The sequence below is a fragment of the Streptomyces deccanensis genome, assembly GCF_022385335.1.
GTDB lineage: Bacteria > Actinomycetota > Actinomycetes > Streptomycetales > Streptomycetaceae > Streptomyces > Streptomyces deccanensis.
The window spans coordinates 1-21,526 of record NZ_CP092431.1; the positions used below are offsets into that span (position 1 = coordinate 1).

Consider the following 21,526-nt stretch of genomic DNA (forward strand, 5'->3'; position numbering starts at 1 on the left):
TACCAGCAGGCCGAACAGCTGGTGCGGGAGGCCGCCGGGCGTGGCCATCCCACGGCCCAGCTCCACCTGGCCCGCGCGCTGGTACTGGACGGAAAGGCCGAGGATGCGGAGCGCTGGTATGCCGAGGTCGCCCAGTGCAGCGATCCGGACATCCTGCGCGCCTACGCCGACGACCTGCGTGAGCGCGGGGACCTGGATGGTGCCCGGGCAGCATTGCGGGCGGCGGGTGACCGCCGCGCGATGGGCGAACTGGCCGCACTGGCGGAGGGAACGGTCGAGGTGGAGCAGGCGGCCCGGGAGGCCTTCGCTGCGGGCGAAGCCACCCCGCTGAAGACCCTCGCCGAACAGGCCGAGGCCGAAGGGCGTGCCGCTGACGCGGCGAGGCTGTACGGGGATGCAATCGAGGTCTTCGAACGCCGACGCCGCCAGCGGGAGGAGGGCATGGATTTCATCAACTTCGAAGCAGGCCCTCGCTCCCTGCTCGATTACGTCAACCCGGCGGTGCTGCCCATGCCGCCCGGGGAGACCTGGGCGCTGCGCCAGCTGGTGGCTCTGCTGGACGCCACGCAGGGCGCGGCGGCGGGCGACGACGCGCTCGGGGAGGTTACCCGGGCCGGGAATGCCTGGGCGCTGGAGCGGCTGCTGCGGCGGCTGCGTGAGCGCAATCAGGAGCAGGAGGCACAGGCCCTGCTGGACCGGGAGGTGGGGCAGGGCACCCCATGGGCGCTGTGGGTGCAGGCCTACCGCGCGGTGCACGACGAGCAGGTGACGGACGACGTCCGCCGCACGCTGCTGGAGCGTGCGGCGCAGGCACGTGTGGGCCAGGCGGTGAAGATGCTGATGGAGCGGGCCGAACAGGCTGGTCGGGCCGGTGAAGCCGACCAGTGGGCGCTGCACGCCGCCGCCCGCGGCTACACCACGCCGCTGTGGGAGCTGGTGCGCAGCCGCGAGGAGGGCGGGCAGTGGGAGGAGGCCGAGCAGCTCGCCTGGAGGGCACCGGCCGGCCAGCGGTCCTGGGCCTTGCGTCGTCTGGCGCGGGAACGGACCGGGGAGCACGCCACGGCTTTGCTGCGACACGCCTGTGACGAGGCCCTGGCATGGGCGCCGGGGCTGCTCGCTGAACGCCTCGAGGCAGCGGGCGAGTTCGCGCAGGCCGAGCAGCTCGCACGCACGGCCGCCGACGCCGGGGACCGGCAGGCGCTGGAAGAACTCGCCGTGCAGCGCAAGGACGACGACCCCGACCGGCAGTGGCTGGCGCTGCTGGCGAACGGGCTGACAGCCGAGGGGACTCCCGCCGCCCCGTGGTGACCGTTCTCGCGACATCGGAAACGGCGAGCCCATGGCGGCGAAGACGTCAGTGCCCGCCTCGCAGAGCCCGGCAGCCAGGGCTTAGCCGAAAGCCGGCCAGGACCGCGGCGGAACTGGGACGGCAGCCAGCACGCAAAGAGTGCGCCGCCCGCCGCCGGAAGGTGAACCCCGCAGCCTGCGCGTCGGGATAGCCGTCGCGCGTGGCCTTCAGCTCGCAGATGGGGTGCTGTGCATGCTGTCCTGGTGTGCTGGTGTGCTGGTGTGCTGGTGTGCTGGTGTGCTGCAGTGGTGCATGGTCTGAGTCGGCCCCACCATCCGACCGATGAAGGGACACAAGCCGTGGCTCAGCGGACTACAGACGACCAGCCCTAAGCCCTGCCCCCCCGCCCTCGCATCCATGACCCTGCTGGTCGCCGCCGTCATCGTCCACGACAAAGCCACGGGTCGCGTCGTGATCCTTCAGCGCAGCCAGAACGCCAAGTTCGCCCAGGGCATGTGGGACCTTCCTGTCGGCAAGAGCGAACCTGGCCACTCGGACGGGCGGTTGCTGCGCCTGCGCGACTCCCATTATAGACTTCAGGAAGTCTATAATGGCGCCATGCCTCGACGGATCGAACCGTTCGCTGCGGGTTCGCTCGTACTGTTGAGAAGGAAGGCTGGCATGACGCAAGCTCAGCTGGGCGCGGTGATCGGGGTGTCGGCCCGGCAGATCGCTTCGTACGAACAGGGTGCTCACGCCCCTTCACCGCGTCGGCTGCGCCTGATGGCCCAGGCGCTGAGGACCTCTGCGCACGAGCTGGCGGGGGTTCCTGCAGGTGAGGAGTCGCTGGCCGACCTGCGGCGGTTTGCGGGACTGGACCGGGTGGATGTGGTTGCCCTGCTGGACGCGGCGCTGCCCGACGAACTGGGCAGGGTGACGGAGTGGAAGCTGCAGGCGATGGAGAACGGCCGTGCGGTGACGGCCTGGTTGTCGCAGGAGGCGCTGCAGGAGATCATCCCGGCTCTGGCGAAGATCTACCGTGTGCCGGTGCGGACGGTACGCCGCAGTTGGTTCAGGTCGTTTCCGGAGCAGGGGTACCTGCTGCGGGCACCGCGGACGGCAGACCGTGAGCAGGGACAGCGGCGTGCCGGCTCCCGCACATGGGAAGAGCTCACGCGACGTCAGCGCGCCTATCTGGTCGCGTGCTTCCGGGAGGATCAGCAGGCTGAGAAGCGAGCCGCGGGGAGCCGGGCAGCAGGGCATGCCCCGGGACGGGCGGCGCAGTGGCGTCGGATCCCCTTCACGGTGAGGGCCGATCCGGCGTTCACCGGCTACACCCGCATCCAGGAGCGGCTGCGGGCGGAGGGCTGGCACGATGCCGGCGCCGGCGCGACGCTGCACGCGCTGGCGCGGCGAGATCTGCTGCGGGTGAGCGAGGACGAGGTGGAGGTGTTTCCGCTCGGGTTCGTGCCACGCGTCGTGGTCGAGATGACCCGTGCGGGGCGAGCCTGCGTGCGGGCAGGCCTGAAAGAACGCCCCGCCGGCCACGCCCCGGGGGATCTGCTGTCGCAGTGGCTGTGGACTGTTCTGGTCAAAGTGGCCGAGGCAGGCGAGGCAGGGCTGGCGGAGGACGCCCTGTGGGGGCGGGCCAAGTTCTATCTCGGTACCGGCTACCGTCCCGGCGGCGCACTGAGCCGCGGATTCATCGACTGCCTGCCCGACGAAGGCGACGGGCACCAGGAGCGGGTGTATCGGTGGGTGGTCACCGCAGCCGGCTGGGATCACATCCGTCACCATGCGGCGGATTACCGGGAGTTGTACCCGGGGATTGCCGCCGATACGGCCGTGGAGCGTGTTTCGGAAAACTGAATTCGAACCATTGTGCGAATTCATGTGCGGGGGCGGCCGATTGTCAGTGCCGCCCTTTATGGTGCGTGCCGTGGATTTAGCGAACTCTCCGGCGGAGGCCGGGCTTTCCGATGCGGCCGTGCGTCACATGGTGATGGCGGCGGCCGCGATGGCCGCCAAGGCGCTCACCGACACCGAACAGCCTGCCGAGGGACGGCTGGGCACGCTGCTGGACGCCTACGGGCGCGTCCAGGCGGCCCGGGGCCCGGCAGCACCCTTGCTCTTCAGCCGGTTCCGCAGACTGCTGCAGGGAGACCTGGCCCGGCTGCTGCCTGCTTCCGTGCCGCACGGAGGAGATGGACGGAGTCCGCCTGATCGACCCGGACAGCGACTTCGACGAGGACTTCTTCGACCTGGAGATCGAGCAGCGGGTGGTCCTGCGCGCGCTGGCGAAGACCACGCACGGCGGGCGGCCGGCCAGCACCCGGAACCTGGAGGCCGAGATGGACCAGGACCGGGTCTTCACCGCGCTGCGCAAGCGCATGGACCAGGACGCCTACGTGCACGGGCGCTCCAGCCTGATCCGCATGCCAGCGGGCTCCGATGCGCAGCTGCGGCGGCTGAATCTGCCCAGCAGCGTCGCGGAGTTCTATCGGCCCGTCTCCTTCGATGCGACGTGGGACCGGTGGTGGTTCGCCTGCCCGGTCTGCCACTGGCCGATGAAGGTCACTGTGCACGGCACCCGGGCCGGGACCAGGACGGGCAGTGTGCGCTGCTTCCATCGCCCGCATGCGGCCTGGGGAGCCGCGTACTCCTTCAGGCTCCCGGATGCCGGGCGGGCTCCCCTGCTGCATCCGCTGTCCCGGCCGGCTGCGCTGTCGGGTGCGCAGGCGGTGCTGTTCCCGGATCTGACCGGGCAGGTACCCGAGCCGGTGCCCGTGGAGGGGCACAAGGCGCTGGCTCGGGGGGTGTGGCGCTGGACGACCGTGCCCGGCCTCGTCGAGGTCGCCCTCTTCGACGCACTCAGCGAACGGGGCCTGTCGGTGGCGTTGTGGCCGGAGCTGGATGCCTACGACCTGCAGGTCGCCGCCGGGCAGGGTGCGGGGCGGACGGAGTTCCGCATCGACGTCAAGGACTACACCTCCGCCCTGTTGCTGGCGAAGAAGATCCAGGCGGACGGCGGGGACCGGGGCGGCGCCGAGTGGCTGGTGGTGCCCGACTACCGCGAATCCAGCCTGGACCTGGTGGGGACCGTGGCGGGCGAGTTCGGGCTGAAGACCGCGACGGCGAGCGGCATCGGTGAACTGATCTGCAAGAAGGCGGGGGCGGCATGGCAGTGACCAAGGCCAGGCGCCTGTCCAAGACGGCCGGGGCGGTCGGGGCCGCGCTAGCCCTGGCAGCCCACTACTTCCCGCGCCAAGAGGAGGCAGGCGGCAGGGCCATCGCTTCGTTCCGGGACGCGGCGTTCCTGCTCAGCGGCCAGCTCGACAAGTGGGCGCGGTGGCGGGACCTGCCGCACGACGAGAAGCAGCGCATCGGCGCGGTGGTGGCGCTCGCTCCGCAGGAACTGGCCTCTGCCACCGTGTTCGCCGCCCGCGCGCGGGAGTTGCTGGACTTCGCGCACGGCGAGCCGGCCGCGTTGCCCTTCAGGTCCGCGGATCCCGCCGTGGGGCGGGCCGAGGCGGCTGTTCCGCTGGTGGGCGGGGGTTTACTGGAGTATGTCGACCGGATTCGTCAGCGGCTGCGCCGCGATCACCCCCGCAGCCGCCCGGACGAGCCGGCCGGGCCGGGCATCTGGCTGCCGCGCACGCAGTACGCGGCCGGCTCCGGGCTCATCCAGGGGCGCACCGTCATCCCTGTCTTCGCCGACGGCGGCGAAGAGGAGGCGGCGGCCCGGGCGGAGCTGCCCGAGGTGCGCACGGTGCCCTACCAGGAGGAGATTGCCCTGCCGGCCGGGGAGCTGCTCGAGCTGGCCCGTCTGATCGACGGGCGCTACCCGGCCGCGGACCGGTACGTGCACGCGGTCCTGGAGAACCTTTTTGCGCAGTTGCAGACCACGGATGCGGTACCTGCGCAGGAGCTGATCCGGCTGGGGGCGGGGCCGATGGGCATCCTCAACGCGCCCACCGGGACCGGCAAGAGTGTCCTGGTGCGCGTGGCCGCCTCCTGGTATGCAGTCAACGGCCTGACGGTCACCCTCGTGCTGCCGACGGTCGAGGCCACGCTGTCCGCGGCCTGGGACATCAGCCAGGATCTTGAGCAGCTGGGCCGTACGGAGACCTGCACGCCGCTGATGTCACCCTCGCGGTTGCACGAGCGGGCGATGAAGGCCGCCGCCCGCATCGAGGGCAGTCTGCTGGAGCAGTCGGACAAGACCCTGTGGAAGCTGGACCAGCTTTCCTACGGCTGCGCGCTCAGCCATCACACCCAGTCCAGCCATCCGTACCCGCCCGGCCAGGAGCCGTGCCGCGGGCTGTCCCCACCGCCGCCGCATGACCGACCGGGCCGCGTGCCCGTGGACGGCCACCTGCGGCAAGTATGCCCAGCACCGGCAGGCGTGCACCGCCTCGGTGGTGGTGACCAATCACCACAACTTCATGACCGGTCGCTTTCCGCTGGGCATCCGGCTGGACGGGCGGGCCGTCGCCGATGTGTCGGTGGCAGAGTTCGTGCTGCGCCGTTCGCACACCGTCATGATCGATGAGGTCGACCAGTTCCAGTCGACCGCCCTGGACTTGTGCTCCAGCGAGCTCGTCCTGGATTCGCGGCGCCAGCCGACCGTGCCCTTGCGGGAGTTGGACGAGGACAAGGCGAAACTTCCGCCCGACGCGGTCAAGGCCTTGTGCCCGACCATCAGCCACGCCCGCTATCTGTCGGAATTCCTGCTGGCCAGCGTCTGCGAAGACCTGCTGCACCTGCGCCACTACGAAGGCCACGGGCCCTCCCGTGAGCGGCCCGGCGTCAACAGCACCGGCTGGCACCTGGCCGGCAGCCGGGACCGGCGTCTGATCACGTTGCTCTTTCCCGACGAGGGCATCACCAGCGAGCAGGAGATCCCCGACCACCTCTTCGACCAGCTCAAAGCCCTGCGCCCGGCTCCGCCCACATCCGACGACACCGACGAGGCGGCCGGGGATGCCAGCCTGCCGCCACATCTGGAAGCGGTGCGGCGGCTGCTGGGCGACCTGCTGGCGCCCCGCGGGGAGGACCTGCTGGCCTCCGTCCAGCTGGAACTGAATGAAGTGCTGCTTGACGTCGTCAAGGATCCGCACGACCGCGGCGAGGCCGTCGAGCTGCTGATCGTGCGGATGTGGCTGGCCGAGCTCGATGACACCCTTGGCCTGCTGCGCAACAAGACCGGTCAGCTGCGCTCGCTGGGGATGCGCTCGGCCCGCATACTCGCCCAGCGTCTGGAGACCGGGGTGGCCGCCCACATCCTGCCCTACGGCATGCTCGGCAAGGCGATCACCGGCTACCGGGTCACCGGCCTGGACAATCCCCACAAGAACGCTGAGCTGACCGCGCAGAGCATCAGCGGCGACCCCCACACCTACACCGCTCAGCTGGGCAGCATCGTCTCCCTCGCCCTGGCCGGTGTGGAACGGCCGGTGCTGGGCCTGTCGGCCACCGCCTACTTCCCTCAGGCCGTGCGGGAGCACGTCCACGCGGACGTGAAGTGGTGGATGACCGATGCCGCGCCCGACAGCATCCGCGCCAAGCGCCGCATGATCACCGACTCGGTCACCCAGCGGGCCATCCAGATCTCCGGCATCCCCCAGCAGCACAAACGCGAAGCGCTGATCAAACTCGGTGACCGTCTCTACGACACGGTGATCCACGACGAGCTCGCCCGCATCGCGCGCACCGACCCCGACCGCGCGCACGCGGCGGTGGTCGTCAACTCCTACGAGCACTGCCGCCATCTCGCGCTCGGCATCCACTCCGCGGGCCAGTACACCGGCGGCCTGTGTGTCGCCGTGCCGGCCGACCGGCACTGGCGGGCCAAGCTGCCGCCTCTGCCACCCGGCATCACAGAGCTGACCCCGGACGAATTCGAGGACTTCCCCCGCCGGGGGAAGATCCTTGTCGTGCCGATGGCGCGGATCGCCCGCGGCCTGAACATCGTCATCGGCACCAAGTCGGCCATCACGCCGGTCTATCTGTGCACCCGGCCGCTGGCCCTGCTGACCGATCCGGCGGAGATGTACGCCAGTGTCAACGCCGCCGGGATCGGCTCCCTGCCCTCCATGCCCACCGCCGAGCCGGTAGGGGATCTCAGGGAGGCCAGGGCCGCTGCCTGGGCCCGCATGGGCATGATCATGCGGTCCGCGCCCGGGTTCATCAGCACCGCCCACGTCCTGCAGGAAGAGATCGTCGCCGGCATGGTCGTCGACATGATCCAGCTCGCCGGGCGCGCCCGCCGCGGCGGCACCGACATGACGCTCCACCTCGTCGACTACGCCTTCCACGAGGACTCCTGGCAGTCCGACCTCGCCGGCATCCTGCGCCGCATGCACCAGCGCTGGCCGGCTGATGTGCGCCGGCAGATGAACGCCATCTACCGCGAAGCCCTCGCCGCGTTCCTCGCCTACGCCGGCATCGAACCGGACGACACCTGACCCCGCCCCGCCCAGCCGCATTCACTTCAGAAAGGAAGGCCTTCTCCGCTCATGCCTGCACCCACCACCCGCGCCTGCCTGGACGTGCTCGCCTACCGCTGCACCCCCACGCTGCTGGACGGGGCCACCGTCCACCTGCGCCAGTTCCCCACCAGCGTCACCTCCCTGTGGACCCTGCTGGACCGCCAGTACAAGGACATCGTCAAACGGGAGGAGGCACAGGCCCCGCACTCCGTGCTCACCGGCGCCCTGCGCTGCTTAACCGGCGGCTACGTCTTCTTCGACCCCAAACAGGGGCTGCTGGCCACCCGCCGCCCGCTCGACGACGACACCCTGCGCGACGCGTTCACCCTCCTGCACAGTCTCGTCCTGGGCCACCACCCCGACGACATCGACCTCAACCGGCCCACCCCGCTGGCCGAACGCGTCGCCGAAACCATGCCGCAGGAACGGCTGCTGGCCGACTACCTCATCACCCCGGACGGCCCGCAGACGCCGGACTCCTCCACCGCCGGCCGGCAGCCGGACGCGGCCAACTGGGTCTACAGCACCGTCGCCTGGGACCTGGCCCACCGCCTCGCCCAGCGCACCTGGAGGGTGGACGGCCAGGACATCGCCCTGAGACCGGACAGCAGCGGCGGCCTGATCGCCTGGCAGCAGCCCTGGTCCAACAAGGCCGGAACCGCGCACGCGCTGGCCCGGGTGCGGCTGGCTCTGAAGACCCTGCCCAATGTCGCCGACCCGATCCTCGTGGTCTCCTCCCAGGCCACCCGCATCAGCCGCACAATGGCCTACGCGCGCACCGTGCTGGCCGAACAGGCTGAGACCGCCCTGCCGATCGTCGAGGTCGAAATGGCTGGACGCGGCCGCGTCCGCCGCATCCACCGCATGTCCCTGCAGACCCTGGCCCGCCTCGGCATGGACCACTCCGTCCTGCACAACATCCAGCAGCGTGTCGAGGCCGAGCAGAACGCCGATGCCCGGGGCGACAACGAATCCCAGGATGAAGCCGAGGCCGGAACAGTGGGACTCGGCCCCATCCGCCCCGTCCAGGGCAAGACCTTCTCCTTCCCCGTCGGCCGCGGTGTCGGCATGCACCACCTGCGCGAACTCGACCGCCACATCGGACAGATCCTCGCCCCTACCCCCCTGACCGTCGTCCAGGACTCCCGCGCCCGCGGCTTCAAGCAGCTGCCCCAGGCCGAACTGTCCGTGCAGCCGGGCGACATCATCCGCTCTCTAGACGCCATGAATTACCAGCACCTGAGGCTGGTGTGCCTGTGGTACCGGGACGAGATGCGCCAGCGCATGATCCATGGCCTCGCCAGCGTCTTCGGCCTCGACCCGCAGACCATCGATCCCGCCGAGGGCATTCCCGTGCCCCTGGACGCAGGCCGCGTCAGCGCCGTCTTCCACTGCGTCCCCGACTTCCTCGTCCACGGCCCCACGGCCGGACAGGAAACCGCCGTCGCACACATCCCCTCGCTCAAGAAGGAGCCGGCCACCCTCGTCGGTGTCTGGGCGGAGACCGAATTCGACGCCGCAGCCGAGGAAGAGGACGCCATGCCGCCGGCCGACCGTGCGGGCACGGCGTCCGGGCCCGGCCCGGACGAGGACGCCAAGCACCAGGCACGGCGCACCCTGGCGCGACTCGGGTTCGTCTCCCAGTTCACCGCCGACCGCAAGGAAGCCAAGCGCAAGAAGCCGAACGGGAAACAGACCGACCACCAGGTGATCCTGTCGCTGCTGGATCTGTGCCGCAGCCTGGGCATCATCGACCGCCGCATCGACCAGGTCATGGTCGATGCCATCGGCCCCCACGCGGCCGACCAGGTCGCGCACTGCGGAATCCACGTGCGCCGCCAAAGCCGCCAGGGCAAGGACCGCACCGCCAAGATCTGCGTGACTGCCAGCGTCCTGAGGTTCCCCCGCTGCGCGGGAGTGGCTGACTAGCAGGTCAGGGCGGGTTGACGTGGTTTCAGGTTCACTTGTTCGGCCGCTGCCTGGTCGGCGTAGTGCTTCTCCTCGAACTCGATGGGGCTGAGGTAGCCGAGGCGCTTCTGGATGCGGCGGGGGTTATAGAAGCCGTCGATGTACTCGAAGAGCGCGAGGTTCGCCTCGGCTCTGGTGTCGAAGGTCCGTCCGCGGATGCACTCGGTCTTGATCAGCATCCACAGGTTCTCCGCCAGGGCATTGTCGAAGGAGTCGCCGACCGAGCCCATGGACGCTTGAACACCTGCTCTGACCAGGCGGGTTGTGAGCTTGATAGACGTGTATTGCGTGCCGTGATCGGCATGGTGGACGAGTTCGCCAGGGGCGACCTCGCGGCTGGCCAGTGCGTACTCGAGCGAGGTGAGGACCAGGTCGGCGTCCGCGCGGGCGGAGGTCTCCCAGGCCACGACTCTGCGGGAGAAGGCGTCGCGGATCGCCGACAGCCACAGTGGCCCCTCCAGGGTGGGAATCATGGTCAGGTCGGTGACCCACAACCGGTTCGGCGCGAGTGCGGTGAAGTCGCGTTGCACCAGGTCAGGGGCGAGGTCGGCGTCTGGGTCGCGGCGGGTGAAGCCCTTGCTCCTGCGGGGGCTGATCCCGGCCAGGCCGGCCTGGCGCATGAGCCGCTCGACCCGCTTGCGGCCGACGTGGACGCCCTCGCGCTTCAGGACGGCATGGATCCTGGGCGATCCGTAGATCCCGCCGGAGTCCTGGTGGATCCGTCGGATCTGCCCGGTCAGCTCGGTGTCCTGGCGGATCCGTTCGCAGGGGTCCTTCTCAGCCTGGCGCCAGCGGTAGTAGGTGGAGGAGGGGATGTGCAGTTCCCGCAGTACGGGCTCGACCCCCAGGTGCGGGTGCTCGTCTAGGAGTGCGGTCACCTGGGCCGGGTCGGGTCGAGCTGCGCGGCGAAAAAAGCCGAGGCCGTCCGCAGGACCTCGTTCGCCCGGCGCAGGTCCCGCACCTCGCGCCGCAGCTGGACGAGCTCGTTCTTCTCTTCGGTGGTGAGCAGGTCATCCCGCTCGCCGGCGTCGGCCTCGGCCTGCCGGATCCAGTTCCGCAGGGCTTCGTGATGCACGCCGAGCTCCTCAGCCATGCGGCGGATCACCGGCTTCGGCTCGGCGGTCCGATACATCCGCACCGCACGCTCACGCAACTCCAGCGGGTACTTCCTCGGGGCAGGCATCGTCTGGGCTCCTCTCATGAGACCCATCTGACCTGCTGTCACCTTTCCCCGCATCTCGGGGGAACCTCATCCTGAAGCCCCCCACCACTCCCGGCGGAGCCTGGACCCTGCACGGCTGGAGCTACACCCACCGCCGCTGGGAGCTCTACCACCAGGCGCAGGCCGCCTTCCACGCGAACGCCTACCCCGTCGGCAAGATGACCGACTTCGACGACGACAACCGCGGCCTCAAGACGGTGGCCCAGCACATCGACCAGGCTCTGGCCGACCTCTGCGACTACCTCGGCGGCATCCCCTACACCGTCACCGTCGACGGCGTGGCCACCCGCCGCCTGTGGCTGGGCCTGCACAACCGCCGACAGGGCCAGCCGCCCACACGCAACAGCACCTGGCTGCCCGCCAGTACCCTTCCCGCCCGTGAACGCCCGCTGGCCGTGGTGCGCATCAACAAGGACATGGACGAGCTGCCGCGTCCGATCAGGGTGAGCCACCGCAGTGTCGACGGCACCGTGGCCCGCACCAACAAGGTCACCAACCTGCTATACCAGGTCACGCCCGACTTCGGCTCCCCCACCTGGCTGCTGGCCACCGTCCCGCCCCAGTTCGACGGCGCCGGAGCCGGCCGCCTCGGCGAAGCCATCACCCGCTGGAGCGCCAGCCACGGCTCCAGCGACGCCGAGAACCGGCGCAAGAACGAAGTCCGCCCCAACTGGTACAGCATGACCGCCACCGAGATCTACCCCATCATCACCACCCCCGCCAGCAGCATGAACCAGAACACTGCCCCGGTTGAACCCCAGTCCCTCGCGCTGGCCGCAGCCCGCCTCTGCCACCAGCCCCTCGCCTGGGCCAACCGCACCCGCTACCCCGTCCCCCTCCACGCCGCACAACAAATGGACCTCGACCACCCCCAGTACCGGCGCAGCGCGTTGGCCGACGACCAGGACACCGAGGCCGTCGGCGACAGCGTCGTGGCTGGCAACAGCAATCCCGCCGACAAGCAACTCTGAAGCATCCGCAGCACGGCGCCCGGGCCAGCGGCTTGTGCTACCGCTGGCCCGGGCGCCTACCGGGCAGTGAGGAAGCAACATGGGCCACTACGCCCGTACGCCCCAGTCCGGCTTAGGAGTGCTTTCAGAAAGCCGGGTGCTTGCGGGCGAGGGTCATGCAGTGGGCGAGCTGAAGGAAGGCGTCGTGCATGTCGTCTCTGGTTTCCCAGCGGGTCCGTAGGCGGCGGGGTCCGTGGAGCCAGGCGATGGCGGACTCGGCGACCCACCGGACTTTGCCAAGGCCCGAGCCGTGTGGCTAGCCGCGCCGGGCGATCTTCGGTGTGATGCCGCGCTCGCGCAGACGGCGGCGGTAGATGTCGTAGTCATAGCCGCGGTCGGCATACAGCGTGCGGGGGCTGCGCCGGGGCCGGCCCCGCTTGCCCCGTACCGGCCCAAGGCTGTCGACCAGCGGCAGAAGCTGGGTGACATCGTGACGGTGACCACCGGTCAGCGACACCCGCAGCGGAGTGCCGCGGGCATCGGTCAGCACGTGATGCTTCGAGCCCGGCCGTGCGCGGTCAACCGGGCTCGGACCGACTTTTGGGCTGCTTCGCCCCCGCTTGGCCTGCACATGCGAGGCATCGACAGTGGCGCGGGAGAAGTCCAGACGGTCCGCCGCCCGTAACCGGTCCAGAAGCACCCGCTGGAGCTCCTCCCACACCCCCGCCTCCTGCCACTCGGCCAGCCGACGCCAGCAGGTGGGACCCGATCCGAACCCCAGCTCCTGCGGCAGAAACTCCCACTGGACACCTGTGTAGAGGACGAAGAGCACACCCTGCAGCGTCCTGCGGTCATCGATCCGCTTGCGCCCCGGATACCGGAAGCGCCGCTCATGCTTCGGCAACAGCGGCTCGATCACCGCCCACAACTCGTCACTGACCTCCCACGGCTTCCGCCGCGCCATGGTCACACCCCACAAAAGACGGGATCACATACCTCTCCACCGTGCCACAACACGATCTTTCTGCAAGGACCCCTTACTGGCCCTAACAAAGCCTTTGGACGTGGCGGTGGGTGATCAGGCAGATGGCGAGTCCGAGGAACGCTTCGTGGATGTCGTCGCGTCGTTCCCAGCGGATCCGCAGGCGGCGGAAGCCGTGCAGCCAGGAGATCGTCCGCTCGACGACCCAGCGGAAGGTGCCCAGGCCGGTGCCGTGGGGCTGGCCTCGTTCGGCGATCACCGGTCGGATGCCGCGTTGCCGCAGCAGCCGCCGGTACTTGTCGTGGTCGTAGCCGCGGTCTGCGAAGAGCATGTCGGGCCGTCTGCGCGGCCGACCAACGGCTCCCGCAACGGCCGGGATCTTGTCCAACAGCGGCAGCAGTTGGGTGACGTCGTTGCGGTTTCCGCCGGTCAGCGACACCGCGAGCGGGATGCCCTGGCCGTCGGTGATGATGTGGTGTTTGCTGCCCGGGCGTGCGCGGTCGACCGGGCTGGGTCCGCTTTTGGGCCCCGTCGTGCGGCCCGGACGTGGGAGGAGTCGATCACCGCCCGGGACCAGTCCAGCTTGTTCTTCGACCGAAGCTTGTTCAGCAGCAGTTGGTGCAGCTGGTCCCAGACGCCGGCCTCGTTCCAGGCCGACAGGCGGCGCCAGCAGGTCATGCCCGAGCCGAAGCCCAGCTCCTGGGGCAGGTACTCCCACTGGATGCCAGTGTGCAGCACGAACAGGATGCCGCACAGGTCCTGCCGGTCGGGTACTCGTGGCCGTCCCTCGACCTGCTTGGGCGGTGGTTCGGCAGCAACGGCTCGATGAGCGACCACAGTTCATCCGACACGATCCACGGCCGCGACTGACGCTTCCCCATGTCCTCATCAACGAGCGATCAAGCGGACAGTCACATGATCAACCCTCTTTTGTTAGATCCAGTTAGAGGTCCTAACAGAAGTTGTTGATCAAGTAACCATCGGCTTGTCTGCTCGTTGGTTGGGTCGTGGGGCAACGTCAGTCGCGGCCGTGGATCGTGTCGGACGAACTGTGGTAGCTCGTCGAGCCGTTGCTGCCCGAGCCGGGGACGAAGCTGGTGGCGGGCCGGCCGCGGGTGCCGGACCGGCAGGCGTTGTGCGGGATCCTGTTCGTGCTCCAGACAGGCATCCAGTGGGAGTACCTGCCGCAGGAGCTGGGCTTCGGCTCGGGCATGACCTGCTGGCGGCGCCCGGCGGCCTGGAACGAGGCCGGTGTGTGGGAGAAGCTGCACCTGGGGCTGCTGAAGAAGCTGCGGTCGGCGAAGCAGCTGGACTGGTCGCGGGCGGTGATCGATTCCTCCCACGTGCGGGCGGCCCGGCGGGGCCCAAAAGCGGTCGCAGCCCGGTCGACCGTGCACGGCCGGGCAGCAAGCACCACGTCCTCACCAACGGCCGGGGCATCCCGCTCGCGGTGTCGCTGACCGGCGGCAACCGCAACAACGTCACCCAGCTCCTGCCCCTGCTTGACAAGGTTCCCGCGGTCGCCGGCGTCGTCGGCAGGTCACGGCGACAGCCGGACATGCTCTTCGCGGACCGCGGCTACGACCACGACAAGTACCGGCGGCTGCTGCGGCAACGCGGCATCCGGCCCGTGATCGCAGAACGCGGCCAGCCGCACGGCTCCGGCCTGGGCATCTTCCGCTGGGTCGTCGAGCGCACCATCTCCTGGCTGCACGGCTTCCGCCGCCTGCGCATCCGCTGGGAACGACGCGACGACATTCACGAGGCCTTCCTCGGCCTCGCTACCTGCCTCATCACCCACTGACACGTCCAACGGCTTTGTTAGGACCTCTTACAGGCCGAGCTCGGCCAGGGCGGCAAGGCGCTGCGGACTGAGGCTGGTGCGGCGGCGCCGAAGGTTACTCAGCCACTGCCCCAGACGCACATAGCCGCCTTCGATCTCTTCGATGTGCCTCTGGGGGACGTTGAGATGGCCCTCCCTCTCTCGGAAAGCACGCGCGGCGGTCAACCCGCGCTGGAAAGCGCGCTCACGTGCTGACAGCGGGCTGTCCTCTTCGCAAGAGACGGGCGCATCTGGCAGGTCGAGCCCCAGATCCCTGAGGAGGCGGCGCTGCTCGGGGTGAAGGTCGCTGACTCGCGCGCGCTGGGCCTCGAGCCACTCCCTGGCTTGTGATGTGTCCTTCTGCGTCTGCTGGCGGGCAGCAGAGTGATAGGCGCGTTGCCAGGTAATCGGCCAGGGCGGGTTCCACCACCGGTCCAGGGCGGTGAGGGCGGCGACGCGTTCGGCAGTGAGGGTCTCGGCGCGGGTGCGCTGGGTTGCCAGCCATCGGCCGAGGGGGAAGCCGTCCTGGGTCTCGTCGACGGGGACGGCGAGGTGGCCGTGGCGGGTGACGTAGACGGCGGCGTGAGCGAGTCCGCGGTCGAAGGCCTGCTGACGGGGGTCCCAGATGATGCCGAGGCGTTCCAGGGCGCTGGCGCGGGCCGCGTCGAGGGCGCCGGTGGCATGGAGGTGGCGTTGCCAGGTCAGCCAGCGGCCCAGTGGATAGCCGGTGGGGTCTTCGTAGGTCTGGGGGACGTCGAGGTGGTGGTGGGTGCGGTGGTAACGGCGGGCGGCTTTCAGGCCGCGGCGCCACTCAGCGCTCTTGGGAGCCAGGACCCGCAGGGAGAGGGCGAGGGCGACGTCTTCGGCCTGGGTGGGGCGGTCGAAGTGCAGCCAGGCCTCGGGGTCGTGCGGGGGCATTGTGGGGCGGTGGGTGCGCGGGTCGGCCAGGCGTGCTTCGAGGCGGTCGTCGTGGGCACGCAGGGCCTGGACGGTGTGCCATAGCGGGGTGTAGGCGTCGGCGCCGAGGAGGTCGTCCGGATCTTCGCCAGGGGTGAGGTAGACGGGGACGACGAGGGTGGCCTTCTTGCCTGCGCCGGGGTCCTGGCGCAGCGCGCGGCCGACGGCCTGGACGGTTTCGACGGGGCTGCTTTTTGGGTCAGCGAAGACGACGGCGTCGATGGAGGGCACATCGATACCCTCCCCCAGCACGCGGGCGTTGGAGAGCACGGCCGGGCTGTGCGGGTCGCTGTGGGAGGCGAACTCGAGCAGCAGGCGACGGCGGACCTGGGGGGTGTGGCTTCCGCTGATCCAGTCCGCCCACAGTCCTTGGGGGCGCAGGTTGTCCGGGAGGGTGGCGGCGGTGTCGTGCAGGGTGGTGGCGAAGGCTCGGGCGTCGGCGACGCGGTGGTGGAAGGTCAGGACGCGGCGCAGTTGGTGGTCGTGGATGGCGCGCAGGGCGGCGACCTGGCGGCCGGCCAGGCGTAGTCCGTCAACGCCGGCGCCGGGTCCGGTGGCGAGCCAGTCGCGCAGGTTTTCGTCGGTGACGACGGGGACGAGGATCTGGTAGTCGGCGAGCAGGCCGAGGTCGATGGCGTCGGAGAGGGTAAGGCGGTAGGCGACCGGGCCGAAGAGGGCTTCGTCGTCCATGGAGGCCACCGCCTCGGTGTCCCCGTCCCGGTCGGCGTCGGCGTCCCAGATACGGGGGGTGGCGGTCAGGTACAGGCGGCGGGCGGCGGGGACCTGGTCGTCGTAGTGGACGGCGGCCCAGGCCTTGCCCAGGCGGCCGGCGGTGCGGTGGGCCTCGTCGACGACGATCAGGTCCCAGGGGGGAAGGCGGTGATCACGGTGGGCGGTGATCACGGTGGGCAGGGAGGCGTAGGTGGCGTAGGCGGTGACCGGGCCTGGCCGGGGTGTGACGGTGAGGGCGGCCAGGTCTGCGGGGTCGGTGGTTATGGGGACGTCGGCGCTGAGCGGCTCATGCTCCAGGGCCTGACGGGCCGAACACACCGCAATCGTGGCGCCCTTGCGCCCGGCCGCACGCCAGGAGCGGATCGTCTGCGACAGCAGGTCCAGCGTCGGCAGCAGCACGAGCACCCTGCCCTGCGCGGCAGTGCGGGCAGCGGTGCGGGCAGCGATCAGCGTCTTTCCGGTACCGCAGGCCGCGACCACACTTGCCCGCGGGTTTTCACGCAGGATGTGGGCGGCCGCGGTGACGGCCTCCTTCTGGTGCGGCCGCAGCTCGATGTCGGAAAGGGCCATGGGGTTACCGCTCCGGTGAGGGCTGGCGGGTGAGTGAGGGGCTGAGGACGGTAGCCCGCCCCTCGGGTGCAGGTTATTCGGCTGCTTCGGTCAGGTGGGCGAGGGTGGAGCCGTGAGTCTGAGCGGTTCAGCTCGCCGATGCCACGCGTAGGGCGCGGCCGAGTAGGACGGGGTTGCCCAGGTGGCGGCGTAGTTCTCTCTCCAGTCCGGCGACCGGCACCAGGTTCTGCGGGGCACGGGTGTCTTTGTACTCGATGCTGGCGTACCGCGGCAGGAGGGCTTGTGAGAGGTTGGCCAGCTCGATCGCCGCGGCCGCAGGGATGTCGGCGGCGCATTCCAGCCGTACTACTCCGGCCCAGGGGGCGCCGGGGTGCACGGCAGTCGCAAGTACCAGGCGTGGCGGTCCCAGGAGGTGCCCATCAAGAACACCGGGCTGCGTTCGCCGGGGGCCAGGGTGGCGATCGTGGCGTGCAGGTCGGGCGGCAGATAGGCGGTGCGGTGGGATTTGATGAATCCCAGGGCGCGCGGCAGGTGGGTGCGGCCGCGCAGCGGTCCGTCCACGACGAGGAGGTCGGAGCCTTCGGGGACGCCGTGGCCGGTCAGGGCGGTGCGGGCATGGGTGGCGACGAGAACCTCGAGATCGGTGAGTTGGCGTTGCAGCGCCGTCGAGAGCAGCACTGCGAGGTTTTGGTCTTGGTCGTCGGGGGTGATGGTGGCCTTGTAGGTTCCGGCAGTGGTGGGCACGTCGACGGCGTTGGTGGCGGTGGTGAACAGGCCGCGCCGGTAGTCGATGGTCAGCAGATGTGCGCCGCGGTCGGGGCAGCAGCACACGGTGCCTGCCGCGTAGGAGGCGCACAGTGCCATCCGGGCGTCCCGGGCTGCGTTGTCGGAGCCTGTGGCCGGTTCGGTGGAGGGGGGCTGTTCGATCCAGATGCGGGCTTCGACGCGGCGGACGCCGTCGACGAACAGGACGGCGCCTGGGGCGGATACCTGGGAGGGCGAGATGGGCTTCCAGTCTGCCGGGGCGAGTTCGATATGGGGGGTGACCTTGGCGGTGGAGTCGGCGATGCCGTCCTCGGCGTTCTCGACGCTGGAGCCGTAGGTGGGGTCCCAGCCATCGACGTGGAACCGCATGCGGGAGGCCTGTGCTGTGGTGGTCATGTGCCCTGCCGGGTGACGGTGGAGGTGCGGGTGTCGCGCTGGACGTGGAACTGGACCGGGATCTGTTCGGCGAGCGCGGTGACGTGGGTGATCACTCCGACCATTCGTTCTCCCTGGGCGAGGTTTTGCAGGGTGTCGGCGACGGTCTGGAGCGAATCAGCATCGAGGGTGCCGAACCCTTCGTCGAGGAAGATGGAATCCAGTTTCGTGGCGCCGCCCAGGCCGGCCAGTTGGTCGGAGAGGGCCAGGGCGAGGGCCAGGCTGGCCTGGAATGTTTCGCCACCGGACAGGGTGCGCACCGAGCGCGCGGAGTCGGCGTCGAAGTGGTCGATGACGTAGAACTCGCCCTTTTGGTGGCTGAGGTCGAAGCGGTCGCCCGACAGTTGGCGCAGTGACTGCGAGGCGCTAGCGACCAAAGTGTCGAGGGCTGAGGTGGCGAGCCACTGGGGGAACTTGTTGGACCGCATCAGCCGGGCCAGTTCGGCGGCTACCTGTTGTCGGGTGCGGGCGTCGTCGATCTTGTCCTGTATCGCGTCGGCGTCGGCGCGGCTGCGTTGGATCGTTTTGACCTGGCCCCGGGCGCGTTCGGCTGCGACCGCGACCACGCGCGGGGCCTGTGCGGCGCGTCCCGGGCTGTCGCCGAGGTCCTGCGGGTCCAGGTCGTTGCCGCGTAGGAGGGTCTCCAGGCTGCCCAGGAGTTGGTCGGCTTCGTTGTGGGCGGTCTGGGTGTCGGTGTCTGCGCGTGCGATGGCGGTCTGCCGGTCGCTGATCTGGCGGCTGGCCCAGCCGGTCAGGGTGGACCAGGCGGCGGCGAGGTCGTCGGTGTCGAGGCTTGGTGGACTCAGCGCCGCCACGGTATCCCGGCTGGCTGCCAGCACGGAGCGGGCCTTCGCGGTGTGCTCTCGCCACTTGTCCTGTTCGGCCGCTGCTGCCTTGGTTGTTGTGCGTGTGTGGTTGGCCTGCGTGGTGGCTGTCTCCACGGCCGCCTCGAGACGGGCGCATTCCTCGAAGAGGGCCGGGAGTTCGGCTTCCGGTGGCGCCTGGGCCAAGAGCGTCTCGAGTGTGCTCAGGCGGTCGGTCAGGTTCGTCTTCGCGAGGCTGGCGGTTGCGGCGTTCTCGACGGCTGCGGTGTGGGCAGCCTGGGCGTCGGCCTGTGCACGGTCGGCGGTCTCCAGCGCGCTGGTCGCGTCCGAGTGGGCCTTTTCGGCGTCGGCCGTTTCGGCGTCGGCGGCTGCGAGGTCGCGTTCTGTGGTGGTGGTCTGGGTGCGGGCCCAGGCCTCCAGGTCGGTCCAGGCCGAGGTCAGGTCGTCGGTGTCGAGGGTCGGCGGGTCAAAAGCGGTCAGTGTGCCCAGCGTCGAGTGCAGAGTGTTGCGGGCCCGGTCGAGTTCCCGCTGCAGCGCGGCGACAGCCGACGTGGCGGAGCCGTGGGCAGTTTCGGCTTTCTGTACCGCGTCGCGGGCCTGCTGCTCGTCAGTGGTCAACTGGTCACGGGATTCGATGAGTTCGTCGAGGTGGGCGCGGTCGGCGTCGCAGTCACGGCCGGTGCCGGCGGGGCGGTCGGGCAGCAGTGTGCCCAGCCTCTTGTCGAGCAGGGTGCGCTGTGTGGTGAGTTTGTCCACTTCCCGCTGCTGGTCGGTAACCGCCTTCTTGGCGTCCTCGTATTGGTCCAGCAGAGCACGGTGTTCTTCTGCGGCGGCGGCATGTGCCGCCTCGGCTGCCTGGACAGCGGGGTCGGACAGCGGCGGCGGGAGGGTGGTGACGTTCTGCTCGCAGACCGGGCAGGTGTGGCCTACCTGAAGCTGAGGGCGCAGCTGTGCGGCACCGGCGAGGACGCGGGCTTCATCGACCGTGGACGTGGCCGCGTTCAGGCGCGCTTGGGCGCCTGCCACCGCCTCTTCAGCCCGGCTGGCCCTCTCGGCGCAGTCGTCCAGTGCGCCGGTGGCATGCGTGAGCAAACTGATGACATCGAGGAGCTCATCGAGTGCCTGGTGCGCTTCCGTCAGCCGGCTGCCGTCGCCGGCGGCGGTCAGCGCACGGGAGGCCTGTTCGTGCCGGTCGCGGGCCGCGGTGAGCGCCTCAGCGGCGGCTTCGACCTCGTGAGAACGGGCTGCTGCACGGCTGGTCAGGTCGGTGACGCCGTCGGGGATACGAACGGCAGCCAGCAGCTGGTGGCGGCCCCGCAGTTTCTCCTGCGCCTGCCGGGCCTGGGCGCGGCGCTCCCGGGTCTCCTCGGCGCTGCGGCGGGCCTTGTCAACGCTCTGCGCCGATGCTTTCAGCCGGTCTTTGGACTGCGCCAACTCCTCTTGGGCGCGCTGGGCGTCGGCGATGACGCCGTCGCGGCGGCCCGTCAGGGCTGCCTTCTCGGTGTACCGGTCGCGGGTGAGGGTCAGGTCGGTGCGCTGAGGGCCCAACTGAGCCTCTTGGGTGACGTCGGAGAGGGTCTGAGCGGCCGCGTCGGCGGCCTCACGGGCCTGCTGGGCGGCCGTCTGTGCCCGGGTGGCCTGACGTTGCAGCTCTTCGATGCCGTCGGGGGTGCGGATGGAGGCCAGCAGATCGGTCTCGCTGCGCAGCGTGTCGGCTCGGGCGTCGGCCTCGTGTGCGCGGGTGCGTGCCTCGGTGACACGGGGCACGAGTTGGTCGACGGTGACGGCCAGCTGTTCAAGCGTCTCGACACGCGCCTGTGCGGCGGCCTCGGCTTCGGGGGTGGCGTCGGCGTGCCGGCTCAGCTGGTCGTTGAGGATTTCGACCTCCTTGGCTGCTTGGTCTGCCTGGGCGCCGGCACGTTTGCCGATGCCTTCGTATTGGGAGGCGCCGAGGAGTTTGAGCAGGATCTGCTGGCGGTTGCTGGCGTTGGCGGACAGGAACCGGGCGAAGTCACCCTGGGGCAGGACGACGCACTGGCAGAAGTCGTCGAAGGACAGGCCGAGCAGATCCTCGATGGCGGTGTTGAGTTCCTTGATCTCCCCGGCCAGTACCTCCGGCTGCGGTCCGCCTGGCTCGACAGCGACTGCGGTGGGGTCAGTGAACTGCACCAGGCTGACGGCCTTCTGCTGGATCTGCTGGCCCATGCGGCGGACCTCGCGGGCGACCTGGTAGCGCTGTGATCCGATGTCGAAGGTGAGCGAGACCGTGCAGCGGTTGCTCGTGGGGGCGAGTGCGTAGGAGATGGCGTTGCTGCGTCCCCACCGGTAGGCCGAGCCGTACAGGGCGAACGTCAGCGCGTCGAGGATGGTGGACTTGCCTGAACCGGTGGGGCCGACGAGGGCGAAGTAGTCGGTGTCGGTGAAATCGACCACGGTGGGAGCGCGGAAGCCGGCGAAGCCGTTGAGCTCAAGACGAACGGGACGCATCTGAGAGTTCCTTCGGGCGGGTGCGGGCCTGGC

At 69.8% G+C, this 21,526-nt stretch carries 13 protein-coding genes and 4 pseudogenes; 9 read left to right on the top strand and 8 right to left on the bottom strand.

Going from position 1 to position 21,526, the window contains the following annotated elements:
• The 7 genes and pseudogenes from L3078_RS00005 to L3078_RS00035 form a co-directional block, all read left to right on the top strand.
• Positions 1–1,308 (top strand): hypothetical protein (locus L3078_RS00005; RefSeq protein ID WP_239748914.1); only part of this gene is annotated, 1,308 nt, incomplete at its 5' end.
• A gap of 339 nt (positions 1,309–1,647) precedes the next feature.
• Positions 1,648–1,837, top strand: a pseudogene (locus L3078_RS00010) (NUDIX domain-containing protein); the annotation flags it as partial.
• A gap of 69 nt (positions 1,838–1,906) precedes the next feature.
• Positions 1,907–3,157, top strand: coding sequence for a helix-turn-helix domain-containing protein (locus L3078_RS00015; RefSeq protein WP_275593213.1), 1,251 nt, complete (start codon positions 1,907–1,909; stop codon positions 3,155–3,157).
• A gap of 335 nt (positions 3,158–3,492) precedes the next feature.
• Entirely contained in the window at positions 3,493–4,476 is a 984-nt protein-coding gene (locus L3078_RS00020; RefSeq protein ID WP_239748926.1) for a restriction endonuclease-related protein, read from the top strand.
• Positions 4,467–5,840, top strand: a complete 1,374-nt coding sequence (locus L3078_RS00025) for a hypothetical protein (protein ID WP_239748936.1) — start codon at positions 4,467–4,469, stop codon at positions 5,838–5,840. Before L3078_RS00020 ends, L3078_RS00025 begins: the two co-directional genes overlap by 10 nt.
• A complete protein-coding gene (locus L3078_RS00030) occupies positions 5,734–7,755 on the top strand; it encodes a hypothetical protein (protein WP_239748939.1) in 2,022 nt (673 codons plus the stop codon). Before L3078_RS00025 ends, L3078_RS00030 begins: the two co-directional genes overlap by 107 nt.
• A 51-nt stretch (positions 7,756–7,806) precedes the next feature.
• Complete coding sequence (locus tag L3078_RS00035) at positions 7,807–9,708, top strand: pPIWI_RE module domain-containing protein (protein ID WP_239748958.1); 1,902 nt, start codon at positions 7,807–7,809, stop codon at positions 9,706–9,708.
• On the opposite strand, the gene L3078_RS00040 is transcribed toward L3078_RS00035, so the two are convergent.
• Both L3078_RS00040 and L3078_RS00045 read right to left on the bottom strand, forming a co-directional pair.
• On the bottom strand, positions 9,705–10,625 hold the full coding sequence (locus tag L3078_RS00040) for an IS3 family transposase (RefSeq protein WP_239748969.1): 921 nt from the start codon (positions 10,623–10,625) through the stop codon (positions 9,705–9,707). The two genes, L3078_RS00035 and L3078_RS00040, sit on opposite strands and share 4 nt — an antisense overlap.
• Positions 10,622–10,930: a transposase gene (locus L3078_RS00045; protein ID WP_053756971.1), complete on the bottom strand. Its 309-nt coding sequence runs from the start codon at positions 10,928–10,930 to the stop codon at positions 10,622–10,624. The genes L3078_RS00040 and L3078_RS00045 overlap by 4 nt, the downstream gene beginning before the upstream one ends.
• A 71-nt stretch (positions 10,931–11,001) precedes the next feature.
• On the opposite strand from L3078_RS00045, the gene L3078_RS00050 reads away from it, so the two are divergent.
• On the top strand, positions 11,002–11,940 hold the full coding sequence (locus tag L3078_RS00050) for an RNAseH domain-containing protein (protein WP_275593214.1): 939 nt from the start codon (positions 11,002–11,004) through the stop codon (positions 11,938–11,940).
• Positions 11,941–12,064: 124 nt separating this feature from the next.
• On the opposite strand, the pseudogene L3078_RS00055 reads toward L3078_RS00050, so the two are convergent.
• Positions 12,065–12,883 (bottom strand): annotated as a pseudogene (locus L3078_RS00055) (IS5 family transposase).
• Between the two features lie 82 nt (positions 12,884–12,965).
• Positions 12,966–13,782: pseudogene (locus L3078_RS00060) on the bottom strand (IS5 family transposase).
• A 189-nt stretch (positions 13,783–13,971) separates the two neighbouring features.
• On the opposite strand from L3078_RS00060, the pseudogene L3078_RS00065 reads away from it, so the two are divergent.
• A pseudogene (locus L3078_RS00065) lies at positions 13,972–14,705 on the top strand (IS5 family transposase).
• Positions 14,706–14,732: 27 nt separating this feature from the next.
• Here the strand turns inward: L3078_RS00065 and L3078_RS00070 are convergent.
• From L3078_RS00070 to L3078_RS00085, 4 genes are all read right to left on the bottom strand, one after another.
• The gene (locus tag L3078_RS00070; RefSeq protein ID WP_239748993.1) at positions 14,733–16,982 is read right to left on the bottom strand and encodes a DEAD/DEAH box helicase; all 2,250 of its coding nucleotides are present in this window, start codon (positions 16,980–16,982) and stop codon (positions 14,733–14,735) included.
• Between the two features lie 127 nt (positions 16,983–17,109).
• Positions 17,110–17,358 carry a hypothetical protein gene (locus tag L3078_RS00075; RefSeq protein ID WP_239748997.1) on the bottom strand — a complete coding sequence of 83 codons (249 nt, stop codon included), beginning with the start codon at positions 17,356–17,358 and terminating at the stop codon, positions 17,110–17,112.
• Complete coding sequence (locus tag L3078_RS00080; protein WP_239749001.1) at positions 17,328–18,143, bottom strand: hypothetical protein; 816 nt, start codon at positions 18,141–18,143, stop codon at positions 17,328–17,330. Before L3078_RS00080 ends, L3078_RS00075 begins: the two co-directional genes overlap by 31 nt.
• Positions 18,140–21,493, bottom strand: coding sequence for an AAA family ATPase (locus L3078_RS00085; protein WP_239749003.1), 3,354 nt, complete (start codon positions 21,491–21,493; stop codon positions 18,140–18,142). Before L3078_RS00085 ends, L3078_RS00080 begins: the two co-directional genes overlap by 4 nt.
• Between the last annotated feature and the right edge of the window lie 33 nt (positions 21,494–21,526).

Coding starts and splice junctions, on each gene's coding strand:
- L3078_RS00025 (WP_239748936.1), top strand. CDS start 4,467: ATGGCAGTGACCAAGGCCAGGCGCCTGTCCAAGACGGCCGGGGCGGTC.
- L3078_RS00085 (WP_239749003.1), bottom strand. CDS start 21,493: ATGCGTCCCGTTCGTCTTGAGCTCAACGGCTTCGCCGGCTTCCGCGCT.
- L3078_RS00035 (WP_239748958.1), top strand. CDS start 7,807: ATGCCTGCACCCACCACCCGCGCCTGCCTGGACGTGCTCGCCTACCGC.
- L3078_RS00070 (WP_239748993.1), bottom strand. CDS start 16,982: ATGGCCCTTTCCGACATCGAGCTGCGGCCGCACCAGAAGGAGGCCGTC.
- L3078_RS00045 (WP_053756971.1), bottom strand. CDS start 10,930: ATGCCTGCCCCGAGGAAGTACCCGCTGGAGTTGCGTGAGCGTGCGGTG.
- L3078_RS00080 (WP_239749001.1), bottom strand. CDS start 18,143: ATGACCACCACAGCACAGGCCTCCCGCATGCGGTTCCACGTCGATGGC.
- L3078_RS00030 (WP_239748939.1), top strand. CDS start 5,734: ATGACCGGTCGCTTTCCGCTGGGCATCCGGCTGGACGGGCGGGCCGTC.
- L3078_RS00020 (WP_239748926.1), top strand. CDS start 3,493: ATGGACGGAGTCCGCCTGATCGACCCGGACAGCGACTTCGACGAGGAC.
- L3078_RS00015 (WP_275593213.1), top strand. CDS start 1,907: ATGCCTCGACGGATCGAACCGTTCGCTGCGGGTTCGCTCGTACTGTTG.